Here is a 26,259-nt window from a genome sequence, read left to right on the forward strand (position 1 = left end):
GCTATGGCCAAAGCCGCCTCGAAGCCCAAGAAAATGCCAGCGAAATCAAAGCCCTCCGCGGTCGCGAAAGCCGCGCCGCCAGCCCGCAAGGCGCTGGCCAAGAGCGCGCCGAAGCCGGTCGCCAAATCTGCTGCCAAGCCCGCAGCAAAGCCCGCCGCAAAGGCCGTGACCAAGGCGGCTGCGCCGAAAGTCGCTGCGAAGCCTGCACCGAAGAAGGCAGCGCCCGCCAAGGCGGCGTCGGCCGCGGCGAAGGCCGGCAAATGGGTCTTCACGTTCGGCGACGGTAAGGCCGAGGGCCGCTCGGAGATGCGTGACCTGCTCGGCGGCAAGGGCGCCAACCTCGCCGAGATGGCCAATCTTGGCCTGCCGGTGCCTCCCGGCTTCACCATCCCGACCTCGGTCTGCACCTATTTCTACGAGCACGACAAGACCTATCCGAAGGAGCTGAAGCCGCAGGTTGAGAAGGCGCTGGACTATGTCGGCAAGTTGACCGGCAAGGTGTTCGGCGACACCAAGAACCCGCTGCTCGTCTCCGTGCGCTCCGGCGCGCGCGCCTCGATGCCGGGCATGATGGACACCGTGCTCAATCTCGGCCTCAACGACCAGACCGTGGAAGCGCTGGCCGAGCTGTCGGGCGACCGCCGCTTCGCCTATGACAGCTACCGCCGCTTCATCACCATGTATTCCGACGTGGTGCTCGGCTTCGAGCATCATCACTTCGAGGAAATCCTCGACACCTTCAAGGACAGCCAGGGCTACACGCTCGACACCGATCTGTCGGCGGAAGACTGGGTCGAGCTGGTCGGCAAGTACAAGGACGCGGTCGCGCGCGAGATTGGCAAGGAATTCCCGCAGGATCCGCACGACCAGCTCTGGGGCGCGATCGGCGCGGTGTTTTCATCCTGGATGAACGCGCGCGCGGTGACCTACCGCAAGCTGCACGACATTCCGGAATCCTGGGGCACTGCGGTCAACGTGCAGGCCATGGTGTTCGGCAACATGGGCGAGACCTCGGCCACCGGCGTTGCCTTCACCCGCAACCCCTCGACCGGCGAAAGCAAGCTCTACGGCGAGTTCCTGATCAACGCGCAAGGCGAGGACGTGGTGGCGGGCATCCGCACGCCGCAGGACATCACCGAGGAGGCGCGGAAAGAATCGGGCTCCGACAAGGCGTCGATGGAATCGGCGATGCCGGAGGCCTTCAAGGAGCTGACGCGGATCTACACGCTGCTCGAGAAGCACTATCGCGACATGCAGGACATGGAGTTCACGGTCGAGCAGGGCAAGCTCTGGATGCTCCAGACCCGCGGCGGCAAGCGCACCGCCAAGGCGGCGCTGCGCATCGCCGTCGAGCTCGCCAATGAGGGTCTGATCTCCAAGAAGGAAGCGGTTACGCGGATCGATCCCGCTTCGCTCGACCAGCTCTTGCATCCGACCATCGATCCCAACGCCAAGCGCGACGTGATCGCGACCGGCCTGCCGGCGTCCCCGGGTGCGGCCTCCGGCGAGATCGTGTTCTCCTCGGACGAGGCCGCCAAGCTTCAAGGCGACGGGCGCAAGGTGATTCTGGTCCGCATCGAGACCAGCCCCGAAGACATCCACGGCATGCATGCCGCCGAAGGCATTTTGACCACCCGCGGCGGCATGACCTCGCACGCGGCGGTGGTCGCGCGCGGCATGGGCAAGCCCTGCGTCTCCGGCTGCGGCACCATCCGCGTCGATTACGGCCGCGGCACCATGAGCATCGGCTCGCGCACCTTCAAGACCGGCGACGTCATCACCATCGACGGCTCGCTCGGCCAGGTGCTCGCCGGCCGCATGCCGATGATCGAGCCGGAGCTGTCCGGCGAGTTCGGCACGCTGATGAATTGGGCCGACCAGGTGCGCAAGATCGGCGTTCGCGTCAATGGCGACACGCCTGATGACGCGCGCACCGCGATCAAGTTCGGCGCCGAAGGCATCGGCCTCTGCCGCACCGAGCACATGTTCTTCGAGGAGACGCGCATCCGCACGGTGCGCGAGATGATCCTCTCCGAGGACGAGCAGTCGCGCCGCGCGGCGCTCGCAAAGCTGCTGCCCATGCAGCGCGCCGACTTCGTCGAGCTGTTCGAGATCATGAAGGGCCTGCCCGTCACGATTCGTCTGCTCGACCCGCCGCTGCACGAGTTCCTGCCGCACACCCATGCCGAGGTCGAGGAAGTGGCGCGCGCCATGAACACCGACCCGCGGCGTCTGGCCGACCGCGCCCGTGAGCTCTCGGAGTTCAATCCGATGCTCGGCTTCCGCGGCTGCCGTATCGCGATCGCCTATCCGGAGATCGCCGAGATGCAGGCCCGCGCGATCTTCGAGGCGGCGGTCGAGGCGCAAAAGCGCACCGGCAAGGCCGTCGGCCTTGAGGTGATGGTGCCGCTGATCGCGACCAAGGCCGAGCTTGATCTCGTCAAGGCGCGGATCGATGCGACCGCACAGGCGGTGATGCGCGACACCAACACCAAGCTGGCCTATCAGGTCGGCACCATGATCGAGTTGCCGCGTGCCTGTCTACTCGCGGCCGAGATCGCGCAGTCGGCCGAGTTCTTCTCGTTCGGCACCAACGATCTCACCCAGACGACCTACGGCATCAGCCGTGACGACGCGGCGAGCTTCCTCGGTCCCTACGTGGCGAAGGGCATTCTCTCGGTCGATCCCTTCATCTCCCTGGATCAGGAAGGCGTCGGCGAGCTCGTCAAGATCGGCGTCGCGCGCGGCCGCAAGACCCGCGCATCGCTCAAGGTCGGCATCTGCGGCGAGCACGGCGGCGATCCCGCCTCCGTCGCCTTCTGTCACCATATCGGTCTCGACTACGTCTCCTGCTCGCCCTACCGCGTGCCGATCGCCCGCCTCGCAGCCGCGCAAGCCGCGCTCGGGAAAGAGATCGCGAGCCAGGCGTAAGGCGAAGCGCAATTGAGTTGAGAGAGGCGGGGCCAAAACCCCGCCTCTTTCATTTTCCGCGCCGCTGCCACACCGTCATTGCGAGCGCAGCGCAGCAATCCAGAATCCCTCCGCGGCAAGACTCTGGATTGCGTCGCTGCGCTCGCAATGACGCGTTTGGGGTAGGAGCTCTCCACTCTCTCTACTGTCGTCGCCCTGCTTGCCGCCTTCGCCAAGGCTTCGGCGGGCCGCCTCGGCGTAGCCTTGGCGAAGCCGGGACCGGGCGATCCAGTACGCCGCGGCAGACGTGATAAGTCGCAGCGCCTCTGGAATATTGGATGCCCCGGTCAAGTGTTTAGTCCGGAGACATAGCTGACACCCGTTCGGACACATCACTGACAAGGTTGGCCATTGGTCAAGTCGATCGATGCAACCTGCCAGCTGGCGAAGAAGATTCCGTAGTGGCCGTCGCGGTTCAGGGGCCGAATAGCAAGGCGTTCACGGGCGAAGGCCTGGGGAACCTTCCAGAAGCGTCCCTTGAAGGAGATATAGGGTCTTGTCGATGAGACCCTTCGCACGATCTCGCCACTGTCGTATTCGACGTTCGGAACGCGAGCCGGCATGGCCCGAGCACTCGGCCGGAAGCGATCGGCGGGGACATGCATATCGAGGCCCTCGTGCGGACGCTCCAGATTGTAGATGGGCCGCCAGGCGTCGAGCGCACGCTGGACGTCCGCAAGGGTGCGGAAGCGGCGCATGGCGAAGACCTCGGCCTTCAGGGTGCGATGGAAGCGTTCGTTCTTGCCGCGGGCCTGTGGGTGACATGGCCTGGCGTGCACCACCCGGACGCCAAGCTTGAGCAGCCACACCTTCAGCCCGGTCCAACGAACGCCGGACGTGTCGCCCCAAGGTGAGCCGTTGTCGGTGTAGAAGGCTTCCGGCAAGCCATAGCAGCGGAACGTCGCCGTCAGGTGATCCTGCACGGTAAGACGCTGCTCGTCGGCGCACGCCTTCAGAACATAGCGCGAGTGATCGTCGACGATCGTTAGCGGATGGCACCGCGTTCCGTTGGCGAGCGGCAGGTGCCCCTTGAAGTCCATCTGCCACAGCAGGTTGGGCGCGTCCTTCTCGAAGCGGTGCCCCGGATTTGGCGGTGCATTCTCGCTCGGTTTGATCCGGTCGTTCCGACACAGGATCCGGTGGACCGTGGATGGCACGGGCACAACCTGCCCACTGCGCTTGAGGCAATGGGCGATCTTGCGTGCGCCCCAGGCGGGATGCTTGTCACGCACGCCGAGAACCTGCGTCTCGATCGAAGCCTCACTCCGCTTGGGCATCCGCTTCGGACGACGAGACTGATCGGCCAACTCCCGATCGCCGGCCTGCCAGCGCCTCAACCATTTGTAGCCAACATCAGGACTGATGGCGAACCGGCGGCAAAGCTCCCGCCGGTTCGCCCCTTCCTGCATCGCAAGCCGAACGAACTCGCGTCGCTGATCCATGACTGACACCTCATTCCACGGCATGGACGGCCTCCCGAATCGGACCAATCCAGCCATTCTTGATGTGTCAGCTATGTCTCCGAACACCCGTCAGTGATCTGTCCGGGCTAAACATCAAGCCGGGGCATGACAGCGGTTGTTGTGGAGGCACCTCACGCAACAACGAGAACTCATCCCACATCCCGTAATGATACGCGCCGTCAAGAGTTCCTTCACCATTCGCGTTGACCAGATGTTTACCGCTTCACGTGAGGCCGCATTTACCAATGCGCCACATCACCCCGTGAAAACACCTGTGTTCGCTTGCGTGTGCCGCTCGCGCAACGCGGATTAACGCCCCGGCAACCTAAATTGATTACTGACGATAAAGATCGAATTGCACGGATGTACTGAGTTCGATCGGACGAGCGTAAGCGTAGCGTGAGCGTATCGATGTCAGTGTTGCGTAACCATCCGAAGGGCGCGCGGTTCGCGTCCTTCGGTATCGGTCTCTGCATCTTCGCATTGATGCCGAGAGAGACCGGCTATCAGGACATTGCCTCTCTGCTGGCGCGCCAACCCGGCGTCGCCGAGCGTTGGCAGAAACAGGTGTTCTCCGCGGCGTCCTCGATCCAGCTCGCCACCTACAGTTTCTCGCGCCCGATCGGCACCTCCGCTCCGCAGAGCGCGATGGTTCGGCTCGCGAGCCTCGACGGCCGCGAACTCACCGGCGCGATCAGCCGCAATCCTGCACTTCAGGCGCCGCCGCGCTACCAGGCGTCCGACTTTCCCAAAGTCGATCGCTCCCTGAAGGGTGATCGCCTCGCAATCGTCACGCCGGTGCAGCCTTCCGAGACGGTCGCGCCAGCGGCGGCACCGGCACAGCAAGATCCCGCGACGTCGAACAGCTCGGTGTTCGGCGCCAAGACCGCCGCATTGCCGCAGGCGATGTCGCCGGAATCGGCGGCCGCGCTCGACCCCGAGCTCCAGGAAGCACTGCGCGCGCCGCCGCTGCCGCAATATTCCAATCCGCCGCAGGCCAGCGATGCGGCGCCCGCGTTCGGGGTGCAGCCGCTGGAAGCGCTGAAGCGGGCCACGGCGCCGGCCGCGCCCGCGCGCGATCCGTTCAGCGTCAAGACCTCAAGCCTGTTCTTCGGCAGCTCCTCGCTTGGCGGCAATCTCGAGACCATCGAGAGCTGGCAGCCCGGGGCTGAGCCGCTGATCGTCACTCCCGACCCCGACATGAAGGTGACGGCCTCGCTGACCCCGCCGACGGCGGGGATCGCCAAGGACATTGAGAGCGGCGAGAGCGTCGCGCCGAAGGGCGAGGTCAACACTGACAACCAGCGCAGCAGATCGCCGGCGGAGCGGCTCGCGCTCGACGACAAGTCGCGCGCGAAATCGGAAAAATGTCTCGCCGAAGCCGTCTATTTCGAATCGCGCGGCGAGGCCGTGCGCGGCCAGATCGCGGTGGCGCAGGTGGTGATGAACCGCGTGTTCTCCGGCAAATACCCCGACACCGTGTGCGGCGTGGTTTACCAGAACAAGTACCGCCATTTCGCCTGCCAGTTCACCTTTGCCTGCGACAACAATCCGGACGTGATCCGCGAGCCCGAAATGTGGGAGCGCGCGAAGAAGATTTCGAAGGCGATGCTGGATGGCCAGATCTGGCTGCCGGAGGTCGGCAAGTCCACGCATTACCACGCCTATTGGGTCCGCCCGTCCTGGGTCGCCGAGATGAAGAAGATGTACAAGACCGGCGTGCACACCTTCTATCGGCCGCGCAATTGGGGCGACGGCAGCGAGGAACCAAGCTGGGGCACCCCGGCCCAGACCGCCGCACTCTCGGCTGAACTCGCGCAGGAAGCCAAGAGCTCGTCCGAAATGGGCGAGCGGCGGTAGGTCATCAGTTGCAGCATTGAAGGTGCGCTCCTTCCCCCGCTTGCGGGGGAGGGCCGGGGAGAGGGTGTCTCCGCAACGGGACAATCCCCTAGAGGAAAGAGCCCTCACCCGGCGCTTCGCCGACCTCTCCCGCAAGCGGAGAGGTGAAGCCCGCCTGCGACTAACGCTCACGCCTCGATATCCAGCGCGCAGTCGAAGTTCGGTGCCGAGTGCGTCAGTGCACCCGCCGACGCGTAGTCGACCCCGGTCGCCGCGATCGCCGCAATCGACTCCAGCGTGACACCGCCCGACGCCTCCAGCTTGAGACGGCCCCCGTTGATCCTGACAGCCTCGCGCAACATCGCAAGGTCCATATTGTCGAGCAGCACGGCGTCAGCCATTCCTGTGTCCAGCACCTCGCGTAGCTGGATCAGCGTATCCACCTCGATCTCGATTTTGACGAGATGGCCCGCGTGGGCGCGGGCGCGCTCCAGCACCGGACGGATGCCGCCGGCGACCGCGATGTGGTTGTCCTTGATCAGGATGGCATCGTCGAGCCCGAAGCGATGGTTGAAGCCGCCGCCGCAGCGCACCGCATATTTCTCCAGCGCGCGCAATCCCGGTGTGGTCTTGCGCGTGCAGCAGATGCGCATCCCGGTGCCTTCGGTGCGCGCGACATAGTTCGCCGTGAGCGTGGCTATGCCCGACAGGCGGCCGACGAAATTCAGCGCGGTTCGCTCCGCCGTGAGAATGGCGCGCGCGGGACCCGAGATCGTCAGCACATGTTGGCCGCCAGCAACTCGCGCGGCATCGCGGACATGTGCGTGCACCTTGATGTCGGGCGACAGCTTCTGCAAGGTTGCAAGCGCCAGCGGCAGCCCGGCGATCACGCCGGACTGCCGCGCGACGAGGATCGCTTGCGCCCTCGTCGCTTCCGGGATCGTCGCAAGCGAGGTGATGTCGCCGGCGCGGCCGAGGTCCTCGTCGAGCGCGCGCTGAACGGCCGCGTCGATCGCGAGCGGAGAGAGAAAGGCATCGGAATAGAGCAGTGAGTTCGGGGTGATCATGGGTCTCCTTCAGGCGATCATGGAGTGCGCAATGCGTGACCGTGGACGCTCGTTCAGGCTCTCCGCGACCTCGCGCGCTGCGGCGAGCGTGGTCATCGTTCTCTGCGCCAGCGCGAGGTTATCGGTCGGATGATCCGAACGGAAATGCGCACCGCGGCTCTCGCGCCGCGTCCAGGCCGCAGCGGCGACGAGCAGGGCGGATGTCGCCATGTTGCGGACAGCGATGTTTCCAGCTTCGCGCTCGAGCGTGGCGAAGTGGCGCACCGCTTGCGCAAGCCCGTCGCCGTCCCGGATCACGCCGACATGCGCGCTCATCATCGCGCGCAGCCGCTTCACCGCTGCAGCATCCAGCGTGCCTGCGCGCGGCGTCACCAATGCGTCTGGTCGGCGGGCGAGCGAGGGCACCATGCGGCCGGCGATGTCGTCGGCAATGCGGGCGGCATAGACGACAGCTTCGAGCAGCGAATTCGAGGCGAGCCGGTTGGCGCCATGCGCGCCGGTCGAGGACACTTCGCCGGCGGCCCAGAGCCCGTCGATCGAGCTGCGGCCGCGCGCGTCCACCGCGATGCCGCCCATGTGGTAGTGCGCGGCGGGCGCAATCGGAATCGGTTGCGCTGCGGGATCAATGCCGGCTGCGATGCAGCTCGCATGCACGGTCGGAAACTTGTCGGCGAAGCGCGGGCCCACCGCCTGCCGCGCATCGAGGAAGGCGCCGCGTCCGGCCGCGATCTCGGCGAACACGCCGCGGGCCACGATATCGCGCGGCGCGAGCTCGGCGAGCGGGTGGCGCGCTCTCATGAATCGCTCGCCGTTGCCGTTGATCAGCGTCGCGCCTTCGCCGCGCAGCGCTTCGGTGGCGAGCGGTGCCGGATCGCGGCCGACCATGATGGCGGTGGGGTGGAACTGAACGAATTCAGGGTCGGCGATCACGGCGCCGGCGCGCGCCGCGATCGCAAGGCCCGAGCCGCTCGCTTCAGGCGGATTGGTGGTGACGGTGTAGAGATGGCCGAGGCCGCCGGTCGCCAGCACGACCGTACGCGAGTCGAGCACGACTGGGGCTGCAGCGGGCTTGCCGGCCTCGCGCAATTGAAGGCCGGTGACCGCGCCGTCCTCGGTCAACAGTGCTTCGGCGACAAAACCTTCCATCAGGCGGATCGAGGGCGTGCGATGCGCCGCATCGCTCAAGGCCGCGATGATCGCGGCGCCCGCCCCATCGCCGCGCACATGCACGATACGACGGGCGGAATGCGCAGCTTCCCGTCCGACGGCAAGCCTGCCGTCGAGATCGCGATCGAACGGCACACCATAGGCGAGAAGGTCATGGATGCGCGATGCAGCCTCGCGCGCGATCCCGAGTGCGACGGCGTCATCGACAAGGTCACCGCCGACCGCGATTGTATCGGCGGCGTGTGCCTCCGGCGTATCGCCTTCGGCCACTGCTGCGGCGATGCCGCCTTGTGCCCATGCGGAGGATGCGCCCTGTCCGAGGGGTGCCGCCGAGATCAACGTCACAGGCCGCGGCGCGAGCTTCAGCGCGCAGAACAGTCCGGCAAGGCCGCCGCCGACGATGACGACGTCGTCGGTGCTGCGGGTGAGGTTGTGGATATTGCTTGTTGTCATGGTTTTCTCCATTCACTCCGCCGTCGTCCCTGCGAAAGCAGGCACCCATACGCCGCGGCAGAAGTTGCTGCGCGAAGCTCTGCAGCGTTGTTCTTCGCCAAACATCGTCCTGTGGTCGGGACCCGGATCTGCGCTGCGCTAGTCCGGGACGACAGCGGTGTGTGTTGCTGCGTTCTTCCTTCAATTTTTCAGATTGATCATCCGCTCGACCGAGCGCCGTGCGCGCTCCGCAAGCGCGGGATCGATCGTCACCTCCTCGCGAAGCGTCAGCAGACTCTGCAGAATGTTCGCGAGGGTGATGCGCTTCATGTGCGGGCAGAGATTGCAGGGGCGGAGCATCTCGACATCAGGCAGCTCGGCGCGGACATTGTCGGCCATCGAGCATTCGGTGATCATGACGAGCCGGCGCGGCCGCTTCGCGCGCACCCAGTTGATCATGTGCGCGGTCGAGCCGGTGAAGTCGGCCTCCGCAAGCACGTCCGGCGGACATTCGGGATGCGCGATGATCTGCACCGACGGATCGGCGTCGCGAAAGCTCCGCAGCTCCTCGCCCGTGAAGCGTTCATGCACCTCGCAGGCGCCTTTCCAGGCGATGATCTTCACGTCGGTCTTCGAGGCGACGTAGGTCGCGAGATAGCGGTCGGGCAGAAAGATCACGGTCGGCGCATTCAGGCTCTCGACCACCTGCACCGCGTTCGAAGACGTGCAGCAGATATCGACCTCGGCCTTCACCTCTGCCGAGGTGTTGACATAGGCAACGACGGGCACGCCGGGAAATTTTTCGCGGAGCAGCCGCACGTCCGCGCCGGTGATGCTGGCGGCAAGCGAGCAGCCAGCGCGCGAATCCGGGATCAAAACGGTCTTGTCCGGATTGAGCAGCTTCGAGGTTTCCGCCATGAAGTGCACGCCGCACTGGACGATGATGTCTGCCTTCACCTTGGTGGCTTCGACCGCGAGCTGGAGCGAGTCGCCACCGATATCGGCCACACAGTGGAAGATCTCCGGGGCCTGGTAGTTGTGGGCGAGGATGACCGCGCCCCGCGCGCGCTTCAGCTGGTTGATCGCGTTGATGGTTGGCGCCATCAGCGGCCATTCGATCGGGGGGATCACGTGCTTCACGCGGTCGTAGAGCGGTGCGGTGGCGCGTTCGACCGCCGGCGTCCATTCCAATGACGGCAGTGGCAATTTCGGTCCCGTGGGCACGTGCGTGGCGCGGGGAGAGGTGATGGGCTGACCCTGCGGCCGGTTGGCAAAATCGTCGGGGCCGTAAATTCCAGTGATCGGCATTGAAGCCTCCCATGGGGTTATTATGCTCGAATTGAGAATATGTAGGGCCCGAGAAATCCGGCCGAGAGGCCGGTTCGAACTCGATATTACCCTAATATGCTCAATATGAGTAAATCGAGGATAGCACGCTCCGCTGCGGACCGCTAGGTCCTGTCGCACACATTCCCGTCAATTCGCGACGGGTCCGCCAGGCGAGGCCGCGTTGAAACGCAATGCTCCCGCGGCAGCTCCTCGTGGAATGCAACCGTTTTTCACTTGGGATTTTCATGCAGATGCATTAAACGGGCTGTCCCGCGGCTGCTGATTTGCGGATCCGCCAACGACAGACGAGGACAACCATGTCGACACAGATCGGCGAGCTCGCTCCGGTCTCACGTTCCTCCAATTGGCGTACCCCGGCCGTCATCATCCTTTGCGGTTGTGCGATCGGCATGCTCGGCTTCGGACCACGCTCGGCGCTCGGCTTCTTCGTGCAGCCGATGAGCCACGAGTTCAGCTGGGGCCGCGACGTGTTTGGCCTCGCCATCGCCGTGCAGAATCTGTTGTGGGGGCTGGGCCAGCCGTTCGCCGGTGCGGTCGCGGATCGCTTCGGCCTGTTCCGGGTGATGTGCATCGGCGCGTTGCTCTATGCCGGCGGCCTGCTCTTGATGCGCTACTCCTCGACGCCGCTGTCGCTCGACATCGGCGCGGGCGTCATGATCGGCTTTGGCCTCGCCGGCTGCTCGTTCAACCTGGTGCTGTCGGCGTTCAGCAAGCTCTTGCCGGCCGAGAAGCGCGGCCTTGCGCTCGGTGCCGGCACGGCGGCGGGATCGTTCGGGCAGTTCCTGTTCGCGCCGATCGGCGTTGCGTTGATCGATAATTTCGGCTGGCAGCAGGCGCTCTCCGTGTTCGGCTTCCTGATGCTGCTGATCATTCCGTTGTCGCTGGCGCTCTCGACGCCTCCGGTCGCAAATACGGCAAACGCGACGCCGGCGGATGAGCAGACCTTCACCAAGGCGCTGGCCGAAGCCTTCGGCCACCGCTCCTACGTGCTTCTGGTGCTCGGCTTCTTCACCTGCGGCTTTCAGCTCGCTTTCATCACCGTGCATCTGCCGGCTTTCCTGGTCGATCGCGGTATTTCCACACAGACCGGCGGCTGGGTGATCGCGGCAATCGGCCTGTTCAACATCATCGGTTCGCTCAGCGTCGGCTATCTGCAAAACTATCTGCCCAAGCGCTACATCCTATCGACCATCTACTTCACCCGCGCGCTGGCTACCCTCGCCTTCATCTCCTTCCCGATCACGCCGTTCTCGGCGATCGCGTTCGGCGCCATCTCCGGCCTGACCTGGCTGTCGACGGTGCCGCCGACCTCGGCTCTGGTGGCGCTGATGTTCGGTACGCGCTGGCTCGCGACGCTCTACGGCTTCGCCTTCGTCAGCCATCAGGTCGGCGGCTTCCTCGGCGTCTGGCTCGGGGGCATCGTGTTCGAGCGCTTCGGTTCCTACACGCCGATCTGGTGGCTCTCGATCCTCTTCGGCGTGCTCTCGGCGCTGATCAACCTTCCGATCGTGGAGAAACCCGTCGCACGGGCGGTTGCGCAGCCGGCCTGATCGGCTAAACATCCCCGATAAACAAAGTCAGGGAGTTCAGTCGTGGCCACATTCAAGGCGATCCGGATCGACAAGGCGGACAAGGGCACCACCGCGCAGCTCGCGCAGTTCGACGAAACCGAGCTGATGGAGGGCGACGTCACCGTCCGAGTCGAATGGTCGACCTTGAACTACAAGGATGGCCTTGCGCTCACCGGCAAGGCCCCGGTGGTGCGCCGCTTCCCGATGATCGCCGGCATCGACTTTGCCGGCACGGTGGAGGCCTCCTCGCATCCGCAGTGGAAGGCGGGCGACAAGGTCGTCTGCACCGGCTGGGGCATGGGCGAGACGCATCTCGGCGCCTATGCCGAGAAGGCGCGAGTGAAAGGCGACTGGCTCGTCGCCCTGCCGCAGGGCCTGTCGGCCCGTGACGCCATGGCGATCGGCACCGCTGGCTTCACCGCGATGCTCTCGGTGCTGGCACTCGAGAAGCACGGTCTGTCGCCGAAGAGCGGCCCCGTGGTGGTAACGGGCGCAGCCGGCGGCGTCGGCTCGGTCGCGACCGCCGTGCTGTCCAAGCTCGGCTACCACGTTATCGCCTCGACCGGCCGCGCGGCCGAAGCCGACTACCTCAAGCACCTCGGTGCTGCTGAGGTCATCGACCGCAACGAATTGTCGGCACCGGCAAAACCCCTCGCCAAGGAGCGCTGGGCGGGCGGTGTCGACAGCGTCGGCTCGACCACGCTGGCGAATCTCCTGTCGATGACGAAATATGGTGGCGCGATCGCCGCCTGTGGCCTGGCGGCCGGCATGGACCTGCCGTCCTCTGTCGCGCCTTTCATTTTGCGCGGAGTGTGCCTTCTCGGCATCGATTCCGTGATGTGCCCGCTTCCGGCCAGGAAAGCCGCCTGGCAGCGTTTGGCCTCCGATCTCGATCGGACAAAACTGTCTGAAATCACTCAGGAAATTTCGCTCGGCGAGGTCCCCCGATGGGGTGCCAAAATCCTGGCCGGCCAGGTCCGCGGCCGCGTTGTGGTAAAAATTGTCTAACGGCGTTCAGACTTTACCAACCAAGCTGCTTCAATGTTGCCTTGGTTAGTATGGTAAGCAGCGGGTAAAGAGATAAGGCATCGCCCGCTGCGGGGTTGGTTCGGAGTTGAGCATGCTTGCGCGTATTGTGTTGGGGGCTGTCACGGCGGCAGCAACGTTTGCGCCGGCCATTGCCGGAAGCATGAACGCCGACGAGGCGCGCCGCTTCGTGGCCGGCAAAGTGTTTGCCTTCACCTGTTTCGACGGCACCCGCGGTGCAGGCCGCATCCTCGACGATCTCGGCGCCGCCGGTGCGGTGCAGTTCTCGGGCTCAGGCCCGGTCAAGCATCTCAGACTCCCCGGCAATACCCTCCAAATCCGCGGCCAGAATGTCTGCGCCTCGATCAAGGGCATACCGTTCGAGCCCTGCTTCAACCTTGAAAAGACCGATGAACGCAGCTTCCGCGGCTCGGTGTCGGGCATGGGCTTCGCCTATTGCGACTTCCATCACCAGGGCGGCAATCAGATGCTGATGGCGCGGGCTGCGGCGCGGCCACGCTCGCTGCGCTCCGCTGAGCGCACCGGCTCGGTCGGCGCATCGAACACCGAGGTTGCGGCGCGCGTCGAGACGCCGCCTGTCGAGAGCAGCCGGCTCGAGCCGGTGAAGTCCGAGCCAGCGAAGAGCGAGGGCCCGCTGGAGCTGCGCCGGTCGACCCAGTGAGCTGGCCTGTGCGGAACAATCCGCGCATCTTGTCGTCGAAGACGTCCATCGAACACGAAGCCGCCGTGCCGTAGTCATACGGACGGCGGCCTTCATGCGTTGGTAGCTGTTCGCGTTTCAGTTTGGCGTGCGGCCGGGGGGCGGTCCCACGCAAGGGTTCAACGATGTCGCTGTATTTCTTCCGCATCAGCACCGGCCGCTATTCCGGCGCCGCCGACCTGCCGTACGAGTTCGAGGATCGCGCGGCCGCCTGGACCGAGATGACCGAGGTGTGCGCCAATCTGCTCGGCGGCATCGCGCGTAGCCTGAAGCCGAACGCCGAGTGGTGCATGGAGCTGCTCGACGAGAACAAGGAGCCGGTCTTTCGAATCAGCCTCGTCGGTGAGGCCGTCGGATGCAAGGCGTCCTAGATCCGACTTGAAGCTGCAATTTGCAACGATGACGGGATCATTTCCCTTTGCGTCGCGACCGTCATTCCGATTCGGATGCTGCAATGCGCCAGGATCGCGCTCTTCGCGTCGCAGCAGCAAATGTCTGTGCGGTTGCAACGCGCGGAGGGGACGCCGAGCCCGCCCCGTAGTTATACGAAGGATCATGTTAACGCCTGCTTGCGAATATGGGCGCAATCTTCACGAGAGAAGAATCAGCCAGCATTGTTGAACTGACCTTCGCCCAGTCATCCGTCGTGACGCTGCGGCGCAAGTGATGTGCGCGTTGCCGGTTACCATCGGGATTTGTGTGATGTCGAAGTTGTCGATCGTCTTTAAGCTGCTGGCCGTGCTGTCGGTCCTCGTGCTCTCGCTCGCCGGCGTCGGCGTGATGGCGATCGGGACGATGCAGAACATCAACGCCCATACGGTCGAGATTGCAGAGAGCTGGCTGCCGAGCGTTCGTGCGCTCGGCTCGATGCGCGCCGACATCAACGAGCTGCGCGTCGCACTGCGTCTGCACCTGATGCAGGATACTGCCGAAGGCAAGGAGGCCGCCGAGAAGCGTCTGGCATCGTTGCGCGAGCGCATTGAAAAGACCCGCAAGGTCTACGAGCCGCTGATCACGGTCGCCGAAGAGCGCTCGCTCTATGAGCAATGGAGCAAGGCTTGGGCCGAGTATCTGAATGGCGTGCAGGACGTGATGGCGCTGTCGCGCAAGGGCGTCGGCCGCTTCCCGACCGATGCCAACGAGCTGTTGCAGACCAAGGTCGCGAAGATGGCGCAGGCCGCCGATCCTCTGCTGCAGAGGGGCATCGAGCTCAACAACAGGGGTGCCGAGCTGGAAACGAAGCAGGCGGCCGACAGCTATGCCACCGTTTTCCGCGTGCTGGTCGGCATCATCGTTGCGGCCGTCGTGATCGCGATCGGCGCCGCCTACTACCTCGTGCGCGATGTCTCGCGCGGCATCGCCTCGATCATTCGCCCGATGCAGTCGCTCGGCGAGGGCGACCTCTCGGCCGAGGTGCCGCATCGCGGCGAGAAGACCGAGATCGGCTCGATGGCGGATGCGCTCCAGATCTTCAAGGAGGCGCTGATCGCCAAAAAGGCTGCGGACGAGGCGGCGGCGCGCGACGCCGAGGCCAAGATCGAGCGCAGCCGCCGCGTCGATGCCATCACCCGCAATTTCGAGACCATGATCGGCGAGGTCGTCGAGACCGTGTCATCGGCCTCGACCGAGCTCGAGGCGTCCGCGGCCACGCTGAGCGGCACGGCGCAGCGCGGCCAGGAGCTCGCAACCGTCGTTGCGGCCGCGTCCGAGGAAGCTTCCACCAACGTCCAGGCGGTGGCGTCCGCTTCCGAGGAGCTGTCGTCCTCTATCACCGAGATCAGCCGCCGTGTGCAGGATTCGGCGCGGATGGCTGCGGAAGCCGTCGAGCAGGCGGCGCGGACCAACGAGCGCGTCAACGCGTTGTCGCAGGCGGCCGCCCGCATCGGCGACGTCGTCGAGCTCATCAACACTATCGCAGGCCAGACCAACCTGCTCGCGCTGAACGCGACCATCGAGGCGGCGCGCGCGGGCGAAGCCGGCCGCGGCTTTGCCGTCGTCGCCTCCGAAGTCAAGGCACTGGCCGAGCAGACCGCGAAAGCGACCGGCGAAATCGGGGCGCAGGTTTCGGGCATCCAGGCCGCGACGCAGGAATCCGTCAGCGCCATCCAGGAGATCGGCGGCACCATCGAGCGGCTGTCGGAGGTGTCCGCGGCCATCGCTGCCGCGGTCGAGGAGCAGGGCGCGGCCACGCAGGAGATTTCGCGCAACGTTCAGCAGGCCTCGCTCGGCACGCAGGAAGTGTCGTCCAACATCACCAACGTGCAGCGCGGCGCGATCGAGACCGGCTCGGCCTCGAGCGAAGTGCTGTCGGCGGCGAAGTCGCTGGCGACCGACAGCACCCGCCTGAAGGTCGAAGTCGCGCAGTTCCTGGAATCGGTCCGCGTGGCTTGAAAGCGGCGCAAGCGGAAGTCGTGGTTCACCTCTCCCGTAGGGAGAGGTGAACACCTAGCGAGAGGCTACGTGCCCGTCTGCGGCGCCACCGGCGGCGGTGTGACCTGCCGCCGGAACAGGATGCGCTGGTACAGCCAGCCGATCGCGACCAGCACGACGCCGAGGCACATGAACGACAGGGCGCGATAGACGCCGGTCAGCGTCGACATGTCGATAACGAAGGCCTTGAGGATCGTCAGCGCGATCACTGCGGCCGAGGCCAGGCGCGCACGCTCGGAGTTGACGAGGATGCCGACGCCGAGCAGCACCACGCCGAAGCCGAGCCAGCCGATCGAATAGGTGTATTGCTCGGCGCCCGTGGTGCCGCCGTAGAGCAGCACCGGGCCGTGATAGAAGCGCCGGATCTCCAGCGTCACATAGGCGAGCGCGAACACCAGGGCGCCACCGGCAATCATGTTGGCGTATGCGACAGGGCGATGTCCCGCCACTGCGTAGGAGAGCAGCAGCATGAGCACGGCCGGCAACGCATAGCCGAGCAGCAGCAGATTGAACACGAGGCCGCCGACATTGACGCTGGAGAGCAGCAGTGGATTCTCCAGGATCAAGAGGCCGAACACGCTGACAAGCCCCGCGATCGCCGTCAGCACGACTGCGCCGACATTGTGCACGATGCTGCGGCTGCGCAGCCGCAAGCGCTCCAGCCCGATCGCCATCGCGAGAGTGACGCAGGCTTGCAGCGCGAACTCGAGCAGCGAGGGCGCCACCGTCATGCGGCCGCCGGTTGCAAAGTGCCGGATCTCCATGAAGGCGAGCAGTGCAGTGAACAGGATCGCGGCGGTCTCGACCATGCGCAGCGGCGCATCGTCGGCGCGGCGGCGCAGGAAGATGCTCGCGGCCCAGAACGAAAGTGCCGGCAGGCCGTAGCCCCACAGCAGCCAGTTCAGGATCGGTGTGGTGCCGACGGCATCGCCGACGATGCGCGGATCGTAGACGATGCGTGCGGTAACGAGCCCCGCGAAGATGGCGGCGAGCCAGCGCAGGAACGGAATCGGCCGCTGCATCGAGATCCAGGCCGTGCCGAGCGACATCAGCGCCAGTGCGATCGTCAGCCAGCCCTTCTCCAGCGCGAAGGTCAGCGCCAGCGCCATTGCGCCGAGCGTGCCGGTCGCGAACAGGGCTGTGGAGATCGCGATGCCCGGCCGGGTCTCGCGGCGCGTGAGCGCTTCGGTCGCCGCGCCGAACGCGGCGGCGAGCAGTACCGCAAGAATTGCAAACGGGATCGAGCGGTCGAGATGAGCGATACGCGCGTAGAGCGCGACCAGGATCGCAATCGGTGTCGCGACTGCTGATGCGGACCACACCACCGGGATGATCGCCGAGTTCGAGCGGCCTTGCGCCAGGAAGCCCAAGATGCCGAAGCCGGCGGCGAAGATTGCGGCCGTCACCAGATGCAGCGTCACCGCGCTGTCGGTCGCGGTCGGTCCGACGCCGGGCATGGGGCCGCCGGGCAAGACCAGCATGTCAGGATTGGCGCGCACCGCCCATTCGGCGAACACGATGAAGACGGCCGCCGCGGCCGCCCCGAGGGCACCCGTGGCCGCCGCCGCACGCCAGGCGACGAACAGCGTACCCCCGACGAGAAGCGTGAAGGCGATCAACGCGAGATCGGCATGCGCGCTCGATAGCACGACCAGCATCGCGCCGAACAGATAGGCACCGAGCGCGCCCGACGAGACCGGCTCGATCTCGCCGTCCTCGAAGCTGGGTCCGAACATGAAGCCGCAGACGACGAGCAGCGCGGCCAGCATGAAGCCCGCGATGATATGGAAGACGTGCGGCGCGACCTGCAACTCTTCCGTGTCGAGACCCGGGAAGATCCAGAGCACGGCGAAGACGATGGTCGTGACGGCAAGCCAGCGCCACAGCCGGATGCGGGCGAGACCAAAACTCGCGGCGGTCACGATCGCAAGATAGATGTAGAGCGCCCAATAGTCCGGCTTCACGCTGGAGACGAGAACCGGCGTCACGAACGCGCCGACCACGCCGAGGCCGGCGAGCGCAGGGCCGTGCAGCAGCGCTGCGGCCAGCGTACCCATCGCAACGATGCCGAGCAGCACGAAGGCCGTCGCAGGCACGAGGAAGCCGTAGAGCGCGTAGGCCGCGTAGATCGTGGCGAACGCCACTGCCGTGCCGGCTGCGGTGAGGATCGCGGGGATGTTGGCGATCGGCAGCGCCTGGATGGTGGAGATGCTCTCCTTGCGCCGGGTCCATTCGCCGGCGCCCAGCAGAGCCGCTGCGAACAGGCCGCCGAGCAACACGCGCACGCCCGGGCCGAGAAGGCCGGCCTCGATCGAATAGCGCACCATGAAGAAGCCGCCGAGCGCGAGCGCAAGTCCGCCGATCCACACCACCCAGCGCGTGCCGAGGCGCTCCTCGAATCCGGGCGCCGCTTCCGGTACCGGAGGCGGCGCGTCGGCGCCCGTGCTCGGTTCAAGCGGGGGCGGTGATATCTCTTCGGTGATTGGCGCAGGCGGCGTCGTTTCGGTTTCCGGCGCAAGCGGCGGCGGCTCAGCGGCTGTCGTCGTCGCGGGCGCTTCAGCCTGCATCTGCGCAGGCGTCAGCGGCGGCGGTTGCAGAGGCCGCAGCGCATAAAACTTCTCTTCGAGCAAGTTCAGCCGGCGGCGCAGCTCGGTCGCCTGGCTGGACGCCTTGATCGCGATCAGGAAGGCGATGATCGCAATGATCAGCGCAAAGACGTCGAACGGGCCGTCGAACATGAAGCCTCCAGGCAACCGGCGGGCAGCGGTACCACAAATATCAGGGTCTTAGTTCTTGAGCATGATCTTACCGGAAAACCGCTACGCACTTTGCGCTAACGCGGCCCTCCGGGTCCGGATCATGCTCTAGCGCCGGGAGCGCACGCGCAAGCCCGGCGCGGGCCGCTCCTGGAGCACCTCGCGGCGGAAGCGGTAGAGCGCCGCCGGCCGTCCGCCCGTCTGTGTCGACATCACCCCGGTCGGTTCGACCAGGGCTTCCATTTCGACCAGACGACGGAAATTCTGCTTGTGCAGATGCCGGCCGGAGATCGCCTCCACCGTATGCTGCAATTCGGTAAGTGTGAATTCAGCTGGCAAAAGTTCAAAGACGACGGGACGATACTTCAGCTTTGCCCGCAGCCGCGCGATCGCCGTGGCGAGAATCCGGCGGTGGTCGAACCGCATCGAGGTCCCGAGCGGAGGAAGCGTCTTGCGCGCCAATGCGGCAGGACGGCCGTCGCGCCGCGCCTCCTCGATCAGCCCGGCCTCGTACAAGAGCTCGTATCGGTCGAGCACGCGCTCCTCGTCCCAGGGCGCGCCGTCGAGACCGAAATAGAACCGCACGCGGTCCTTCCGCGGCAGCGCGCGTGTCGTCTCCGGCGTCTCCTCCTCGGCCCATTTCGTCAGCGCCGGGATGATATCGCGGGCGATGATCTCTGGCGGCTGCTCGCGCCAGTCTTCCCAGGGGAAGAAGCGGTACCACGGCGCGAAGCTCGCCGCGTTTGCTGCGAGCTCGCCGTCCACAGGGCGCGTCAGCGCGAGATAGCCGATCGACACCATGTGCGCGCCAGTGTCGCCGGCTTCGGCGTGACGGCCGCGGTCGCCGAAGGTGTAGAGCTGCTCGACATAGCCGAGCCGCAGGCCCGCCTGTTGCTCGACCCAGGCGCGCAGGCCGATCTCGAAGGTGCGATGGCTCACCGCGTCGAACGGACCGAACGGCAGGCCGGCAAGCCCGTCAGCACCGCGTGCGGTCAGGATCAATGGCTCGTGATCCTCGATCGCGACGATCGCGGCGGTGAGGCCAATCTCGATCGGCGTCAGCAGCATGTCGCTCATGCGGCCGTCATGTCGTTCACCTCTCCCGCTTGCGGGAGAGGTCGACGCGCTCGAAGAGCGCGGCGGGTGAGGGCTCCATCCACACGGGGATTCTCGCTTGCGGAGACACGCTCTCCCCAACCCTCTCCCGCAAGCGGGAGAGGGGTCGCAGTCCCGTCGGGGCTGTTATTCGACGGTCTTCTCATTCGAGCTCGATCACGAAGGGGCGGCCCTCCACCATCATCGCGCCGGGGCCCATCTCGTCGAGCGCGCGCAGCATGCGGCCGTTGCGCCCGAGGGCACGATCGGCGAGGCTGACGATGCGCCGGTTGGGCGAGGCGATAGGGGAGGCCGCGCGAATCTTCCTGGCGATCTCGATCTCGTCGCGATTCGGATTGAGCGCGCATACGGCTGCGAACGCGCTCGCGGTGGAGCGGCTGATACCGGCATAGCAATGCACCACCAGCGGGGCGCTGCGGTCCCAGCCGCGCACGAAGTTCAGCACCTGCTCGATATGCGTCTCCGATGGTGCGACGAAACCGTCCATCTCCTCGGTGATGTCATCCATCGACACTTTGAGGTGGTTGGCCGGGAGCACCGACACCGGGCGGGCCACCTGCTCGACATTGGCCATCACGGTCAGCACATGGCTGGCGCCTGTGCTGCGGACAGTCTCGGGAAGCGCGGCGAGGGAACAGACGTGGATCATGACGGACCTTTTTTCCGGCAATTATAGCGAGTGCTTGTAGGGTGGGCAAAGGCGCATCGCGCCGTGCCCACGATGTCGCAGTTGCGCGCATCCAGTTTGGTGGGCACGCTTCCGCTTTGCCCACCCTACGAAGGGATGATGCTACGCGAACACCGCGCCAAAGCGCTCCAGAAACTGCTTCTCCGCCCGCGCCGCGGTCCAGGGCGTGAGGTAATCGCGCCGGACGCTGTCGGAGAGACCGGGATCCTTGCCAAACAGGCGCTTCGCCTCGCTCTCGCTGAAACCGGCAAGCTCGGTCGCCTCGAGATAGGCCGCGCCGCGATCGGCGGCCTTGATAGCTTGCGTGATCTGTTCCGGCAGCTCCGGCGGCAGGCCGAAGCGGACATGGATGGCGCCGAGAAGCCGCTTCTCGACCGCCTTGTAATGACCGTCGAGCACCGCCTTGAACGGCGAGATCATGTCGCCGATCACATATTCCGGCGCATCGTGCAGCAGGGCTGCGAGCCGCACGCGCTGATCGACACGTGGCATCTCGTGACGCAGCACGGTCTCCACCAGCAACGTATGCTGCGCGACCGAAAAGATGTGCGCGCCAAGGGTCTGCCCGTTCCAGCGCGCCACCCGCGCCAGCCCATGGGCGATGTCGCCGATCTCGATGTCGAGCGGAGAGGGATCGAGCAGATCGAGCCGCCGGCCCGACAGCATGCGCTGCCAGGCGCGGGCCTCCTCGTCGCGCGCTGCTTTCTTCGCCGTCATCTGGCCTTGAGGCGCGGCTTGCGCTGCGTCTTGCCGCAGGTCGCGTGACAGTGGCAGTCGACCAGGTGGTCGTTGACCATGCCGGTCGCCTGCATGAAGGCATAGACGATGGTCGGGCCGACGAATTTGAAGCCGCGCGAGGACAGCTCCTTGGAGATCTGCACCGACAGCGGCGTCGAGGCGGGCACGCTCGCTGTGGTCTTGAACTGGTTGACCTTGGGCTGTCCGTCCATGAAGTCCCACAGCAGCTTCGAGAAGCCCGGGCCCTTCTCCATGATGTCGAGATACGACTTCGCGCTCAGGATCGTGCCTTCGATCTTGGCCTTGTTGCGCACGATGCCCGCATCATTCATCAGCGCCTGAATCTTCTTGGCGTTGTAGCGCGCGATCTTCTCCGGCTGGAAATCGTCGAAGGCTTTGCGGAAATGGTCGCGCTTGCGCAGGATCGTGATCCAGGACAGGCCGGCCTGGAAGCCGTCGAGGATCAGCTTCTCGTACAGCGCGCGGTCGTCATATTCCGGCACGCCCCATTCGGTGTCGTGATAGGCGACATAAAGCGGATCTTCGCCCGGCCAGGGGCAGCGGGTCAGACCATCGGGATGCAGACGGGGAGCGCGGCTCATGCGATGGGCTGCTTGGCTGGAATTCGAACGGCGTCCGGTTCAGCGAGCGTCAAAGCCAGCCCCCCAGCGGTGAGCGGCTGGCCCGCGTCGAGCGCATCGGCGACGCGGTCGATCCGCACCAGGGCAATGCCCTTGCCGCCGGCCGTCGAGCCGATCGTGCCGACGGGCTTGTCGCCGGCGAGAATGGTCGCGCCGATTTCGGGTGAAGGACCGTCGAGCAGCACCTTGACGCTGCGGGTGCGCGCGGTGCCGCGATGCTGCATGCGCGAGACGACCTCCTGGCCGACATAGCAGCCCTTGTCGAAATCGACGCCGGCAAGTCGATCCATGTTGGTCTCATGCGGGAACGCATCGCTGTACATGAAATCAAGCCCGCCGCGCGGCACGCCGAGCGCGATGCGGTGCGCCTCGTACTCGGTCGCATCGACCAGCTCGGCGCCGATGAGGTCGGACAGCTTCTGCTTGAGATCTTCCGGGATCAGGATGCGGGTGCCGAGCCCGTCGTTCCGCGGATCGGCGAAGGCAAGGTCGGGCTGGACCGCGGGTTGGCCGTCCCAGGCCGCGAGCACGCCGAGATCGCCGGAAAGGTTGTCCACCGTGACCTTGGCGCGCAATTTGTAGAACTTCAGCTTGGTGGCGAGGGTGTCCGCCAGCGCTTTCGGGCAGTCGATGAGGAACCCGCCGCCGTGACCCGCGGGCGCCTCCGTGATCAGGAAGTCCACGATGATCTTGCCCTGCGGCGTCAGCAGCGCGCCGAATCGCCCCAGGCCAGGTTTCAGCCTATCGACGTCGGTCGTGACCAGGCCGTTGAGGAAGTTGCGCGCATCCTCACCCGCGACCTTGACCACGCCCCGGTCGGGAAGAAACGCCGATTTCATGCGAAAATCTCTTGCGACATGTTGCTCCGGAACGTAAGCCCGCAACGCATAAACGACAAGACCTTGAGCCCTGCGCTTGGGGATGAGAGAGGCCTTCAGCCATGAGCCAGCGTTTCGATGTGATCCTCAAGGGCGGCACCGTGGTCAACCAGGACGGCGAGGGCGTTCGCGACATCGGAATCGCGGGCGGTCGCATCGCCGAGCTGGGCTCGCTGTCGCAAGGCAGCGCCGCTGAGGTGATCGACTGCAAGGGCCTGCACATCCTGCCCGGCGTGATGGACACGCAGGTGCATTTCCGCGAGCCCGGGCTGACGCACAAGGAAGACCTCGAGACCGGCTCGCGCAGCGCCGTGATGGGCGGAGTCACCGCCGTGTTCGAAATGCCGAACACCGCGCCGCTGACGGTGACGGAGGCCGAATTCACCGACAAGGTGAAGCGGGCCCATCACCGTATGCATTGCGATTTCGCCTTCTTCATCGGCGGCACTCGCGAGAACGTGCAGGACCTGCCGGTGCTCGAGCGCGCACCGGGCTGCGCCGGCGTCAAGGTTTTCATCGGCTCGTCCACCGGTGCGCTGCTGGTCGAAGATGACGAGAGCCTGCGCCGCATCTTCCAGGTGATCCGCCGCCGTGCCGCCTTCCACGCCGAGGACGAGTACCGCCTCAACGAGCGCAAGTCGCAGCGCATCGAAGGCGATGCGCGTTCGCATCCGGTCTGGCGCGACGAGATCGCGGCGCTGATGGCGACGCAGCGCCTGGTCAAGCTCGCGCACGAGACGGGCAAGCGCATCCACGTGCTGCACATCTCGACCAAGGAAGAGATCGAGTTCCTGCGCGACCACAAGGACGTCGCCTCCTGCGAGGCGACGCCGCACCATCTCACGCTGGCCGCGCCCGAATGCTACGAGCGGCTCGGCACGCTCGCACAGATGAATCCGCCGGTGCGCGGCGCCGATCATCGCGCCGGCATCTGGCGCGGCATCGAGCAGGGCATCATCGACGTGCTCGGCTCCGATCATGCCCCGCATACGCTGGAAGAGAAGCAGAAGACCTATCCGGCCTCGCCTTCGGGCATGACCGGCGTGCAGACGCTCGTGCCGATCATGCTCGACCACGTCAACGCGGGTCGGCTCTCGCTGGCGCGCTTCGTCGACCTCACCAGCGCCGGTCCCGCACGCCTCTACAACATGGCCTGCAAGGGCCGCATCGCCGCCGGCTACGATGCCGACCTCACCATCGTCGATTTGAAGCGCAGCGAGACCATCACCAACAAATGGGTGGCGTCGAAAGCCGGCTGGACTCCTTACGACGGCGTCCGCGTCACGGGCTGGCCCGTCGGCACCTTCATCCGCGGCAGCCGCGTGATGTGGCAGGGCGAGCTGGTGACGCCCTCGCAAGGCGAGGCGGTGCGGTTTTTGGAGACGCTGAAGCAGTAGGAATAGGTCAACCCGCTTGCTCCGCTGTCATGTCCCGGCTTGACCGGGGCATCCAGTACTCCGCGGCGATAGTTGGTTAATACGGTTGCGGCCTCTGGAATACTGGATTGCCCGCTTTCGCGGGCCATGACAGTGTGTCACGAAGCACAAGTTCGGGGAGAGTCCGATGTCCCAGCCAACGGCCCTCATCACCACCGAACAACTCGCCGCCATCCTCGGCGATCCCAATCTACGCCTCTACGACTGCACGACGTACAACGAGCCCGTCCCACCCGGCAGCGACGTTCCCTATCGCGCGGTGCCTGGCGACAAGACGTTCGCGGCCGGCCACATACCGGGCGCCGATTTCCTCGACCTGCAAGGCGAGTTTTCCGACACCTCGTCGCAACACTTCTTCATGATGCCCGATGTGGCCCAGCTGGCGGCTGCCTTCGGCCGCCACGGCCTCGATGCGAGCAAGACCATCGTGCTCTACAGCATCGGCACTATGATGTGGTCGACGCGGTTCTGGTGGATGCTGCGCTCGCTCGGCGTCGATGCCCGCGTGCTCGACGGTGGCTTCGACAAATGGAAGGAGGAGGGCCGGCCGATTGAGATCGGCGCACCGAGGGGCTATTCGGCCACGACCTTCAAGGCCGCGCCGCGTCCAGGCTTCTTCGTCGACAAGAACATCGTGAGGGCGCGGATCGGCGATCCCACGACGGTCATCGTCAATGCGCTCGGGCCGCAGTTTCACCGCGGCCTCGAGCCGAGCCGCTATGGCCGGCCGGGCCGCGTCCCCGGCAGCGTCAACGTATCAGCCGCAACGCTCGTGAACGCCGACAAGACGCTGACGAGTCTTGCGGATGCGGACTCAAAGTTCGCAGCCCAGGGCGTCACGCGCGATAAGAATGTGATTCTCTATTGCGGCGGCGGCATCTCGGCGACGATCGACCTCTTCTTGCTGACGCAGCTCGGCTTCGACAAGCTGACGCTCTACGACGCCTCGATGGGCGAGTGGGCGAGAGATCCGGCGTTGCCGATCGAGACGGACTAGCGAATTGCTGTTACCCTGCCCTGGAGGGGGAGGGTCGATCGTGCGAAGCACGAGCGGGGTGGGGTGACAGTCTCTCGTGGTTGGCGGTGCCCGTGTGGAGAGATCCCCCACCCCGCTTCGCATTGCGCGTTGCTTCATGCGAAGCGACCCTCCCCCTCCAGGGAAGGGTAAGAGCCCGAGTAACAAAATTGGGAACCTTTCCCGTGGACCTGCATCCAATGTCCGAAATGAAGCGAAACGAGCAGGTGACCGCCATGCAACGCACCGCAGCCGGCTTGTCGGCCGTCGCCAGGACTTCGGAAGCCGCGCTGGTCGACCGGGCGCGGCGCCGGGACGAAGCCGCCTTGCGCGAGATCATGCAGGCCAATAACCGCAGGCTCTACCGCCTCGCGCGGGGAATCCTGCGCAGCGACAGCGAGGCCGAGGATGTGGTGCAGGAAACCTATGTCCGCGCATTCACGCATCTCGATGGCTTCCGCGGCGAGTCCGGATTGTCGACCTGGCTGTCACGCATTGCCATCAACGAGGCACTTGGCCGAGCGCGCAGCGCCAGACCGCATGTCGAGCTCGGCACGGTGCCGGAACAGGCGCTCGAGGCGCAGATAATCAAATTTCCTGTTTCTCCTCCAGGCGATCCGGAAAGGACCATGGCCCAGCGTGAAATCCAGCGTGTGGTCGAACGCGCCATCGACGAGTTGCCGGATGTCTTCCGCATGGTCTTCGTCGCGCGGGTGATGGAGGGGATGACGATCGAGGAGACCGCCGATCTGCTCGGCGTGAAGCCCGAAACGGTGAAGACGCGGCTGCACCGCGCCCGCACCATGCTGCGCGAGAACGTCGAGAAGGAGATCGGCCCGGTGGTTATGGATGCGTTCCCGTTCGCCGGACGACGATGTGAGCGCTTGACTGAGGCTGTGCTGAAGCGGCTCGGCTTTGGCGGCTAAAGTTTTCGGGAACGTTTGCGCGAAATGTC

Annotated in this window: 19 protein-coding genes and 1 pseudogene; 10 read left to right on the forward strand and 10 right to left on the reverse strand. The window is 65.5% G+C overall.

The window, feature by feature from the left end; translation table 11 throughout:
* Nucleotides 1-3: 3 nt before the first annotated feature.
* Nucleotides 4-2,931, forward strand: coding sequence for a pyruvate, phosphate dikinase (gene ppdK / locus P6U29_RS10090; protein WP_407117456.1), 2,928 nt, complete (start codon nt 4-6; stop codon nt 2,929-2,931).
* Nucleotides 2,932-3,265: 334 nt separating this feature from the next.
* Here ppdK and P6U29_RS10095 read toward each other — a convergent pair.
* Nucleotides 3,266-4,436, reverse strand: a pseudogene (locus P6U29_RS10095) (IS481 family transposase).
* Nucleotides 4,437-4,844: 408 nt separating this feature from the next.
* Here P6U29_RS10095 and P6U29_RS10100 point away from each other — a divergent pair.
* The gene (locus tag P6U29_RS10100; RefSeq protein WP_407117457.1) at nt 4,845-6,293 is read left to right on the forward strand and encodes a cell wall hydrolase; all 1,449 of its coding nucleotides are present in this window, start codon (nt 4,845-4,847) and stop codon (nt 6,291-6,293) included.
* A 167-nt stretch (nt 6,294-6,460) separates the two neighbouring features.
* Here P6U29_RS10100 and nadC read toward each other — a convergent pair whose 3' ends face one another.
* From nadC to nadA, 3 genes are all read right to left on the reverse strand, one after another.
* Complete coding sequence (gene nadC / locus P6U29_RS10105) at nt 6,461-7,339, reverse strand: carboxylating nicotinate-nucleotide diphosphorylase (RefSeq protein WP_407117458.1); 879 nt, start codon at nt 7,337-7,339, stop codon at nt 6,461-6,463.
* Between the two features lie 9 nt (nt 7,340-7,348).
* Nucleotides 7,349-8,959, reverse strand: a complete 1,611-nt coding sequence (locus P6U29_RS10110; RefSeq protein ID WP_407117460.1) for an L-aspartate oxidase — start codon at nt 8,957-8,959, stop codon at nt 7,349-7,351.
* 180 nt (nt 8,960-9,139) lie between these two features.
* Nucleotides 9,140-10,246: a quinolinate synthase NadA gene (gene nadA / locus P6U29_RS10115; RefSeq protein ID WP_407117461.1), complete on the reverse strand. Its 1,107-nt coding sequence runs from the start codon at nt 10,244-10,246 to the stop codon at nt 9,140-9,142.
* Nucleotides 10,247-10,584: 338 nt separating this feature from the next.
* On the opposite strand from nadA, the gene P6U29_RS10120 reads away from it, so the two are divergent.
* From P6U29_RS10120 to P6U29_RS10140, 5 genes are all read left to right on the forward strand, one after another.
* Complete coding sequence (locus P6U29_RS10120; RefSeq protein WP_407117462.1) at nt 10,585-11,838, forward strand: MFS transporter; 1,254 nt, start codon at nt 10,585-10,587, stop codon at nt 11,836-11,838.
* Between the two features lie 42 nt (nt 11,839-11,880).
* Nucleotides 11,881-12,867, forward strand: coding sequence for an MDR family oxidoreductase (locus tag P6U29_RS10125; RefSeq protein ID WP_407117463.1), 987 nt, complete (start codon nt 11,881-11,883; stop codon nt 12,865-12,867).
* A 112-nt stretch (nt 12,868-12,979) separates the two neighbouring features.
* Nucleotides 12,980-13,567, forward strand: coding sequence for a hypothetical protein (locus tag P6U29_RS10130; protein ID WP_407117464.1), 588 nt, complete (start codon nt 12,980-12,982; stop codon nt 13,565-13,567).
* A 164-nt stretch (nt 13,568-13,731) separates the two neighbouring features.
* The gene (locus P6U29_RS10135) at nt 13,732-13,977 is read left to right on the forward strand and encodes a DUF6894 family protein (RefSeq protein ID WP_407117465.1); all 246 of its coding nucleotides are present in this window, start codon (nt 13,732-13,734) and stop codon (nt 13,975-13,977) included.
* A gap of 331 nt (nt 13,978-14,308) precedes the next feature.
* Nucleotides 14,309-15,997 carry a methyl-accepting chemotaxis protein gene (locus P6U29_RS10140; RefSeq protein WP_407117466.1) on the forward strand — a complete coding sequence of 563 codons (1,689 nt, stop codon included), beginning with the start codon at nt 14,309-14,311 and terminating at the stop codon, nt 15,995-15,997.
* Between the two features lie 65 nt (nt 15,998-16,062).
* On the opposite strand, the gene P6U29_RS10145 is transcribed toward P6U29_RS10140, so the two are convergent.
* From P6U29_RS10145 to P6U29_RS10170, 6 genes are all read right to left on the reverse strand, one after another.
* Complete coding sequence (locus P6U29_RS10145; protein ID WP_407117467.1) at nt 16,063-18,774, reverse strand: DUF2339 domain-containing protein; 2,712 nt, start codon at nt 18,772-18,774, stop codon at nt 16,063-16,065.
* A gap of 126 nt (nt 18,775-18,900) precedes the next feature.
* Nucleotides 18,901-19,869: an NUDIX hydrolase gene (locus P6U29_RS10150; RefSeq protein WP_407117468.1), complete on the reverse strand. Its 969-nt coding sequence runs from the start codon at nt 19,867-19,869 to the stop codon at nt 18,901-18,903.
* A gap of 181 nt (nt 19,870-20,050) precedes the next feature.
* Entirely contained in the window at nt 20,051-20,557 is a 507-nt protein-coding gene (locus P6U29_RS10155; RefSeq protein WP_407117469.1) for a tyrosine phosphatase family protein, read from the reverse strand.
* Between the two features lie 141 nt (nt 20,558-20,698).
* Complete coding sequence (locus P6U29_RS10160) at nt 20,699-21,313, reverse strand: YfbR-like 5'-deoxynucleotidase (protein ID WP_407117470.1); 615 nt, start codon at nt 21,311-21,313, stop codon at nt 20,699-20,701.
* Nucleotides 21,310-21,936 carry a DNA-3-methyladenine glycosylase I gene (locus tag P6U29_RS10165; RefSeq protein ID WP_407117471.1) on the reverse strand — a complete coding sequence of 209 codons (627 nt, stop codon included), beginning with the start codon at nt 21,934-21,936 and terminating at the stop codon, nt 21,310-21,312. Before P6U29_RS10165 ends, P6U29_RS10160 begins: the two co-directional genes overlap by 4 nt.
* Nucleotides 21,933-22,814 carry a YgfZ/GcvT domain-containing protein gene (locus P6U29_RS10170; RefSeq protein WP_407117472.1) on the reverse strand — a complete coding sequence of 294 codons (882 nt, stop codon included), beginning with the start codon at nt 22,812-22,814 and terminating at the stop codon, nt 21,933-21,935. The genes P6U29_RS10165 and P6U29_RS10170 overlap by 4 nt, the downstream gene beginning before the upstream one ends.
* A gap of 101 nt (nt 22,815-22,915) precedes the next feature.
* Here P6U29_RS10170 and P6U29_RS10175 point away from each other — a divergent pair, with 101 nt between their 5' ends.
* From P6U29_RS10175 to P6U29_RS10185, 3 genes are all read left to right on the forward strand, one after another.
* Nucleotides 22,916-24,250: a dihydroorotase gene (locus P6U29_RS10175; protein ID WP_407117474.1), complete on the forward strand. Its 1,335-nt coding sequence runs from the start codon at nt 22,916-22,918 to the stop codon at nt 24,248-24,250.
* Between the two features lie 166 nt (nt 24,251-24,416).
* Nucleotides 24,417-25,286 carry a sulfurtransferase gene (locus P6U29_RS10180; RefSeq protein WP_407117475.1) on the forward strand — a complete coding sequence of 290 codons (870 nt, stop codon included), beginning with the start codon at nt 24,417-24,419 and terminating at the stop codon, nt 25,284-25,286.
* A gap of 254 nt (nt 25,287-25,540) precedes the next feature.
* On the forward strand, nt 25,541-26,230 hold the full coding sequence (locus P6U29_RS10185; RefSeq protein ID WP_407117476.1) for an RNA polymerase sigma factor: 690 nt from the start codon (nt 25,541-25,543) through the stop codon (nt 26,228-26,230).
* The last annotated feature ends 29 nt before the right edge of the window (nt 26,231-26,259 follow it).

The organism is Bradyrhizobium sp. LMG 9283 (assembly GCF_045571415.1).
In the GTDB taxonomy this organism is placed as follows: domain Bacteria; phylum Pseudomonadota; class Alphaproteobacteria; order Rhizobiales; family Xanthobacteraceae; genus Bradyrhizobium.

Coding starts and splice junctions, on each gene's coding strand:
- ppdK (WP_407117456.1), top strand. CDS start 4: ATGGCCAAAGCCGCCTCGAAGCCCAAGAAAATGCCAGCGAAATCAAAG.
- P6U29_RS10100 (WP_407117457.1), top strand. CDS start 4,845: ATGTCAGTGTTGCGTAACCATCCGAAGGGCGCGCGGTTCGCGTCCTTC.
- nadC (WP_407117458.1), bottom strand. CDS start 7,339: ATGATCACCCCGAACTCACTGCTCTATTCCGATGCCTTTCTCTCTCCG.
- P6U29_RS10110 (WP_407117460.1), bottom strand. CDS start 8,959: ATGACAACAAGCAATATCCACAACCTCACCCGCAGCACCGACGACGTC.
- nadA (WP_407117461.1), bottom strand. CDS start 10,246: ATGCCGATCACTGGAATTTACGGCCCCGACGATTTTGCCAACCGGCCG.
- P6U29_RS10120 (WP_407117462.1), top strand. CDS start 10,585: ATGTCGACACAGATCGGCGAGCTCGCTCCGGTCTCACGTTCCTCCAAT.
- P6U29_RS10130 (WP_407117464.1), top strand. CDS start 12,980: ATGCTTGCGCGTATTGTGTTGGGGGCTGTCACGGCGGCAGCAACGTTT.
- P6U29_RS10135 (WP_407117465.1), top strand. CDS start 13,732: ATGTCGCTGTATTTCTTCCGCATCAGCACCGGCCGCTATTCCGGCGCC.
- P6U29_RS10140 (WP_407117466.1), top strand. CDS start 14,309: ATGTCGAAGTTGTCGATCGTCTTTAAGCTGCTGGCCGTGCTGTCGGTC.
- P6U29_RS10145 (WP_407117467.1), bottom strand. CDS start 18,774: ATGTTCGACGGCCCGTTCGACGTCTTTGCGCTGATCATTGCGATCATC.
- P6U29_RS10150 (WP_407117468.1), bottom strand. CDS start 19,869: ATGAGCGACATGCTGCTGACGCCGATCGAGATTGGCCTCACCGCCGCG.
- P6U29_RS10155 (WP_407117469.1), bottom strand. CDS start 20,557: ATGATCCACGTCTGTTCCCTCGCCGCGCTTCCCGAGACTGTCCGCAGC.
- P6U29_RS10160 (WP_407117470.1), bottom strand. CDS start 21,313: ATGACGGCGAAGAAAGCAGCGCGCGACGAGGAGGCCCGCGCCTGGCAG.
- P6U29_RS10165 (WP_407117471.1), bottom strand. CDS start 21,936: ATGAGCCGCGCTCCCCGTCTGCATCCCGATGGTCTGACCCGCTGCCCC.
- P6U29_RS10170 (WP_407117472.1), bottom strand. CDS start 22,814: ATGAAATCGGCGTTTCTTCCCGACCGGGGCGTGGTCAAGGTCGCGGGT.
- P6U29_RS10175 (WP_407117474.1), top strand. CDS start 22,916: ATGAGCCAGCGTTTCGATGTGATCCTCAAGGGCGGCACCGTGGTCAAC.
- P6U29_RS10180 (WP_407117475.1), top strand. CDS start 24,417: ATGTCCCAGCCAACGGCCCTCATCACCACCGAACAACTCGCCGCCATC.
- P6U29_RS10185 (WP_407117476.1), top strand. CDS start 25,541: ATGCAACGCACCGCAGCCGGCTTGTCGGCCGTCGCCAGGACTTCGGAA.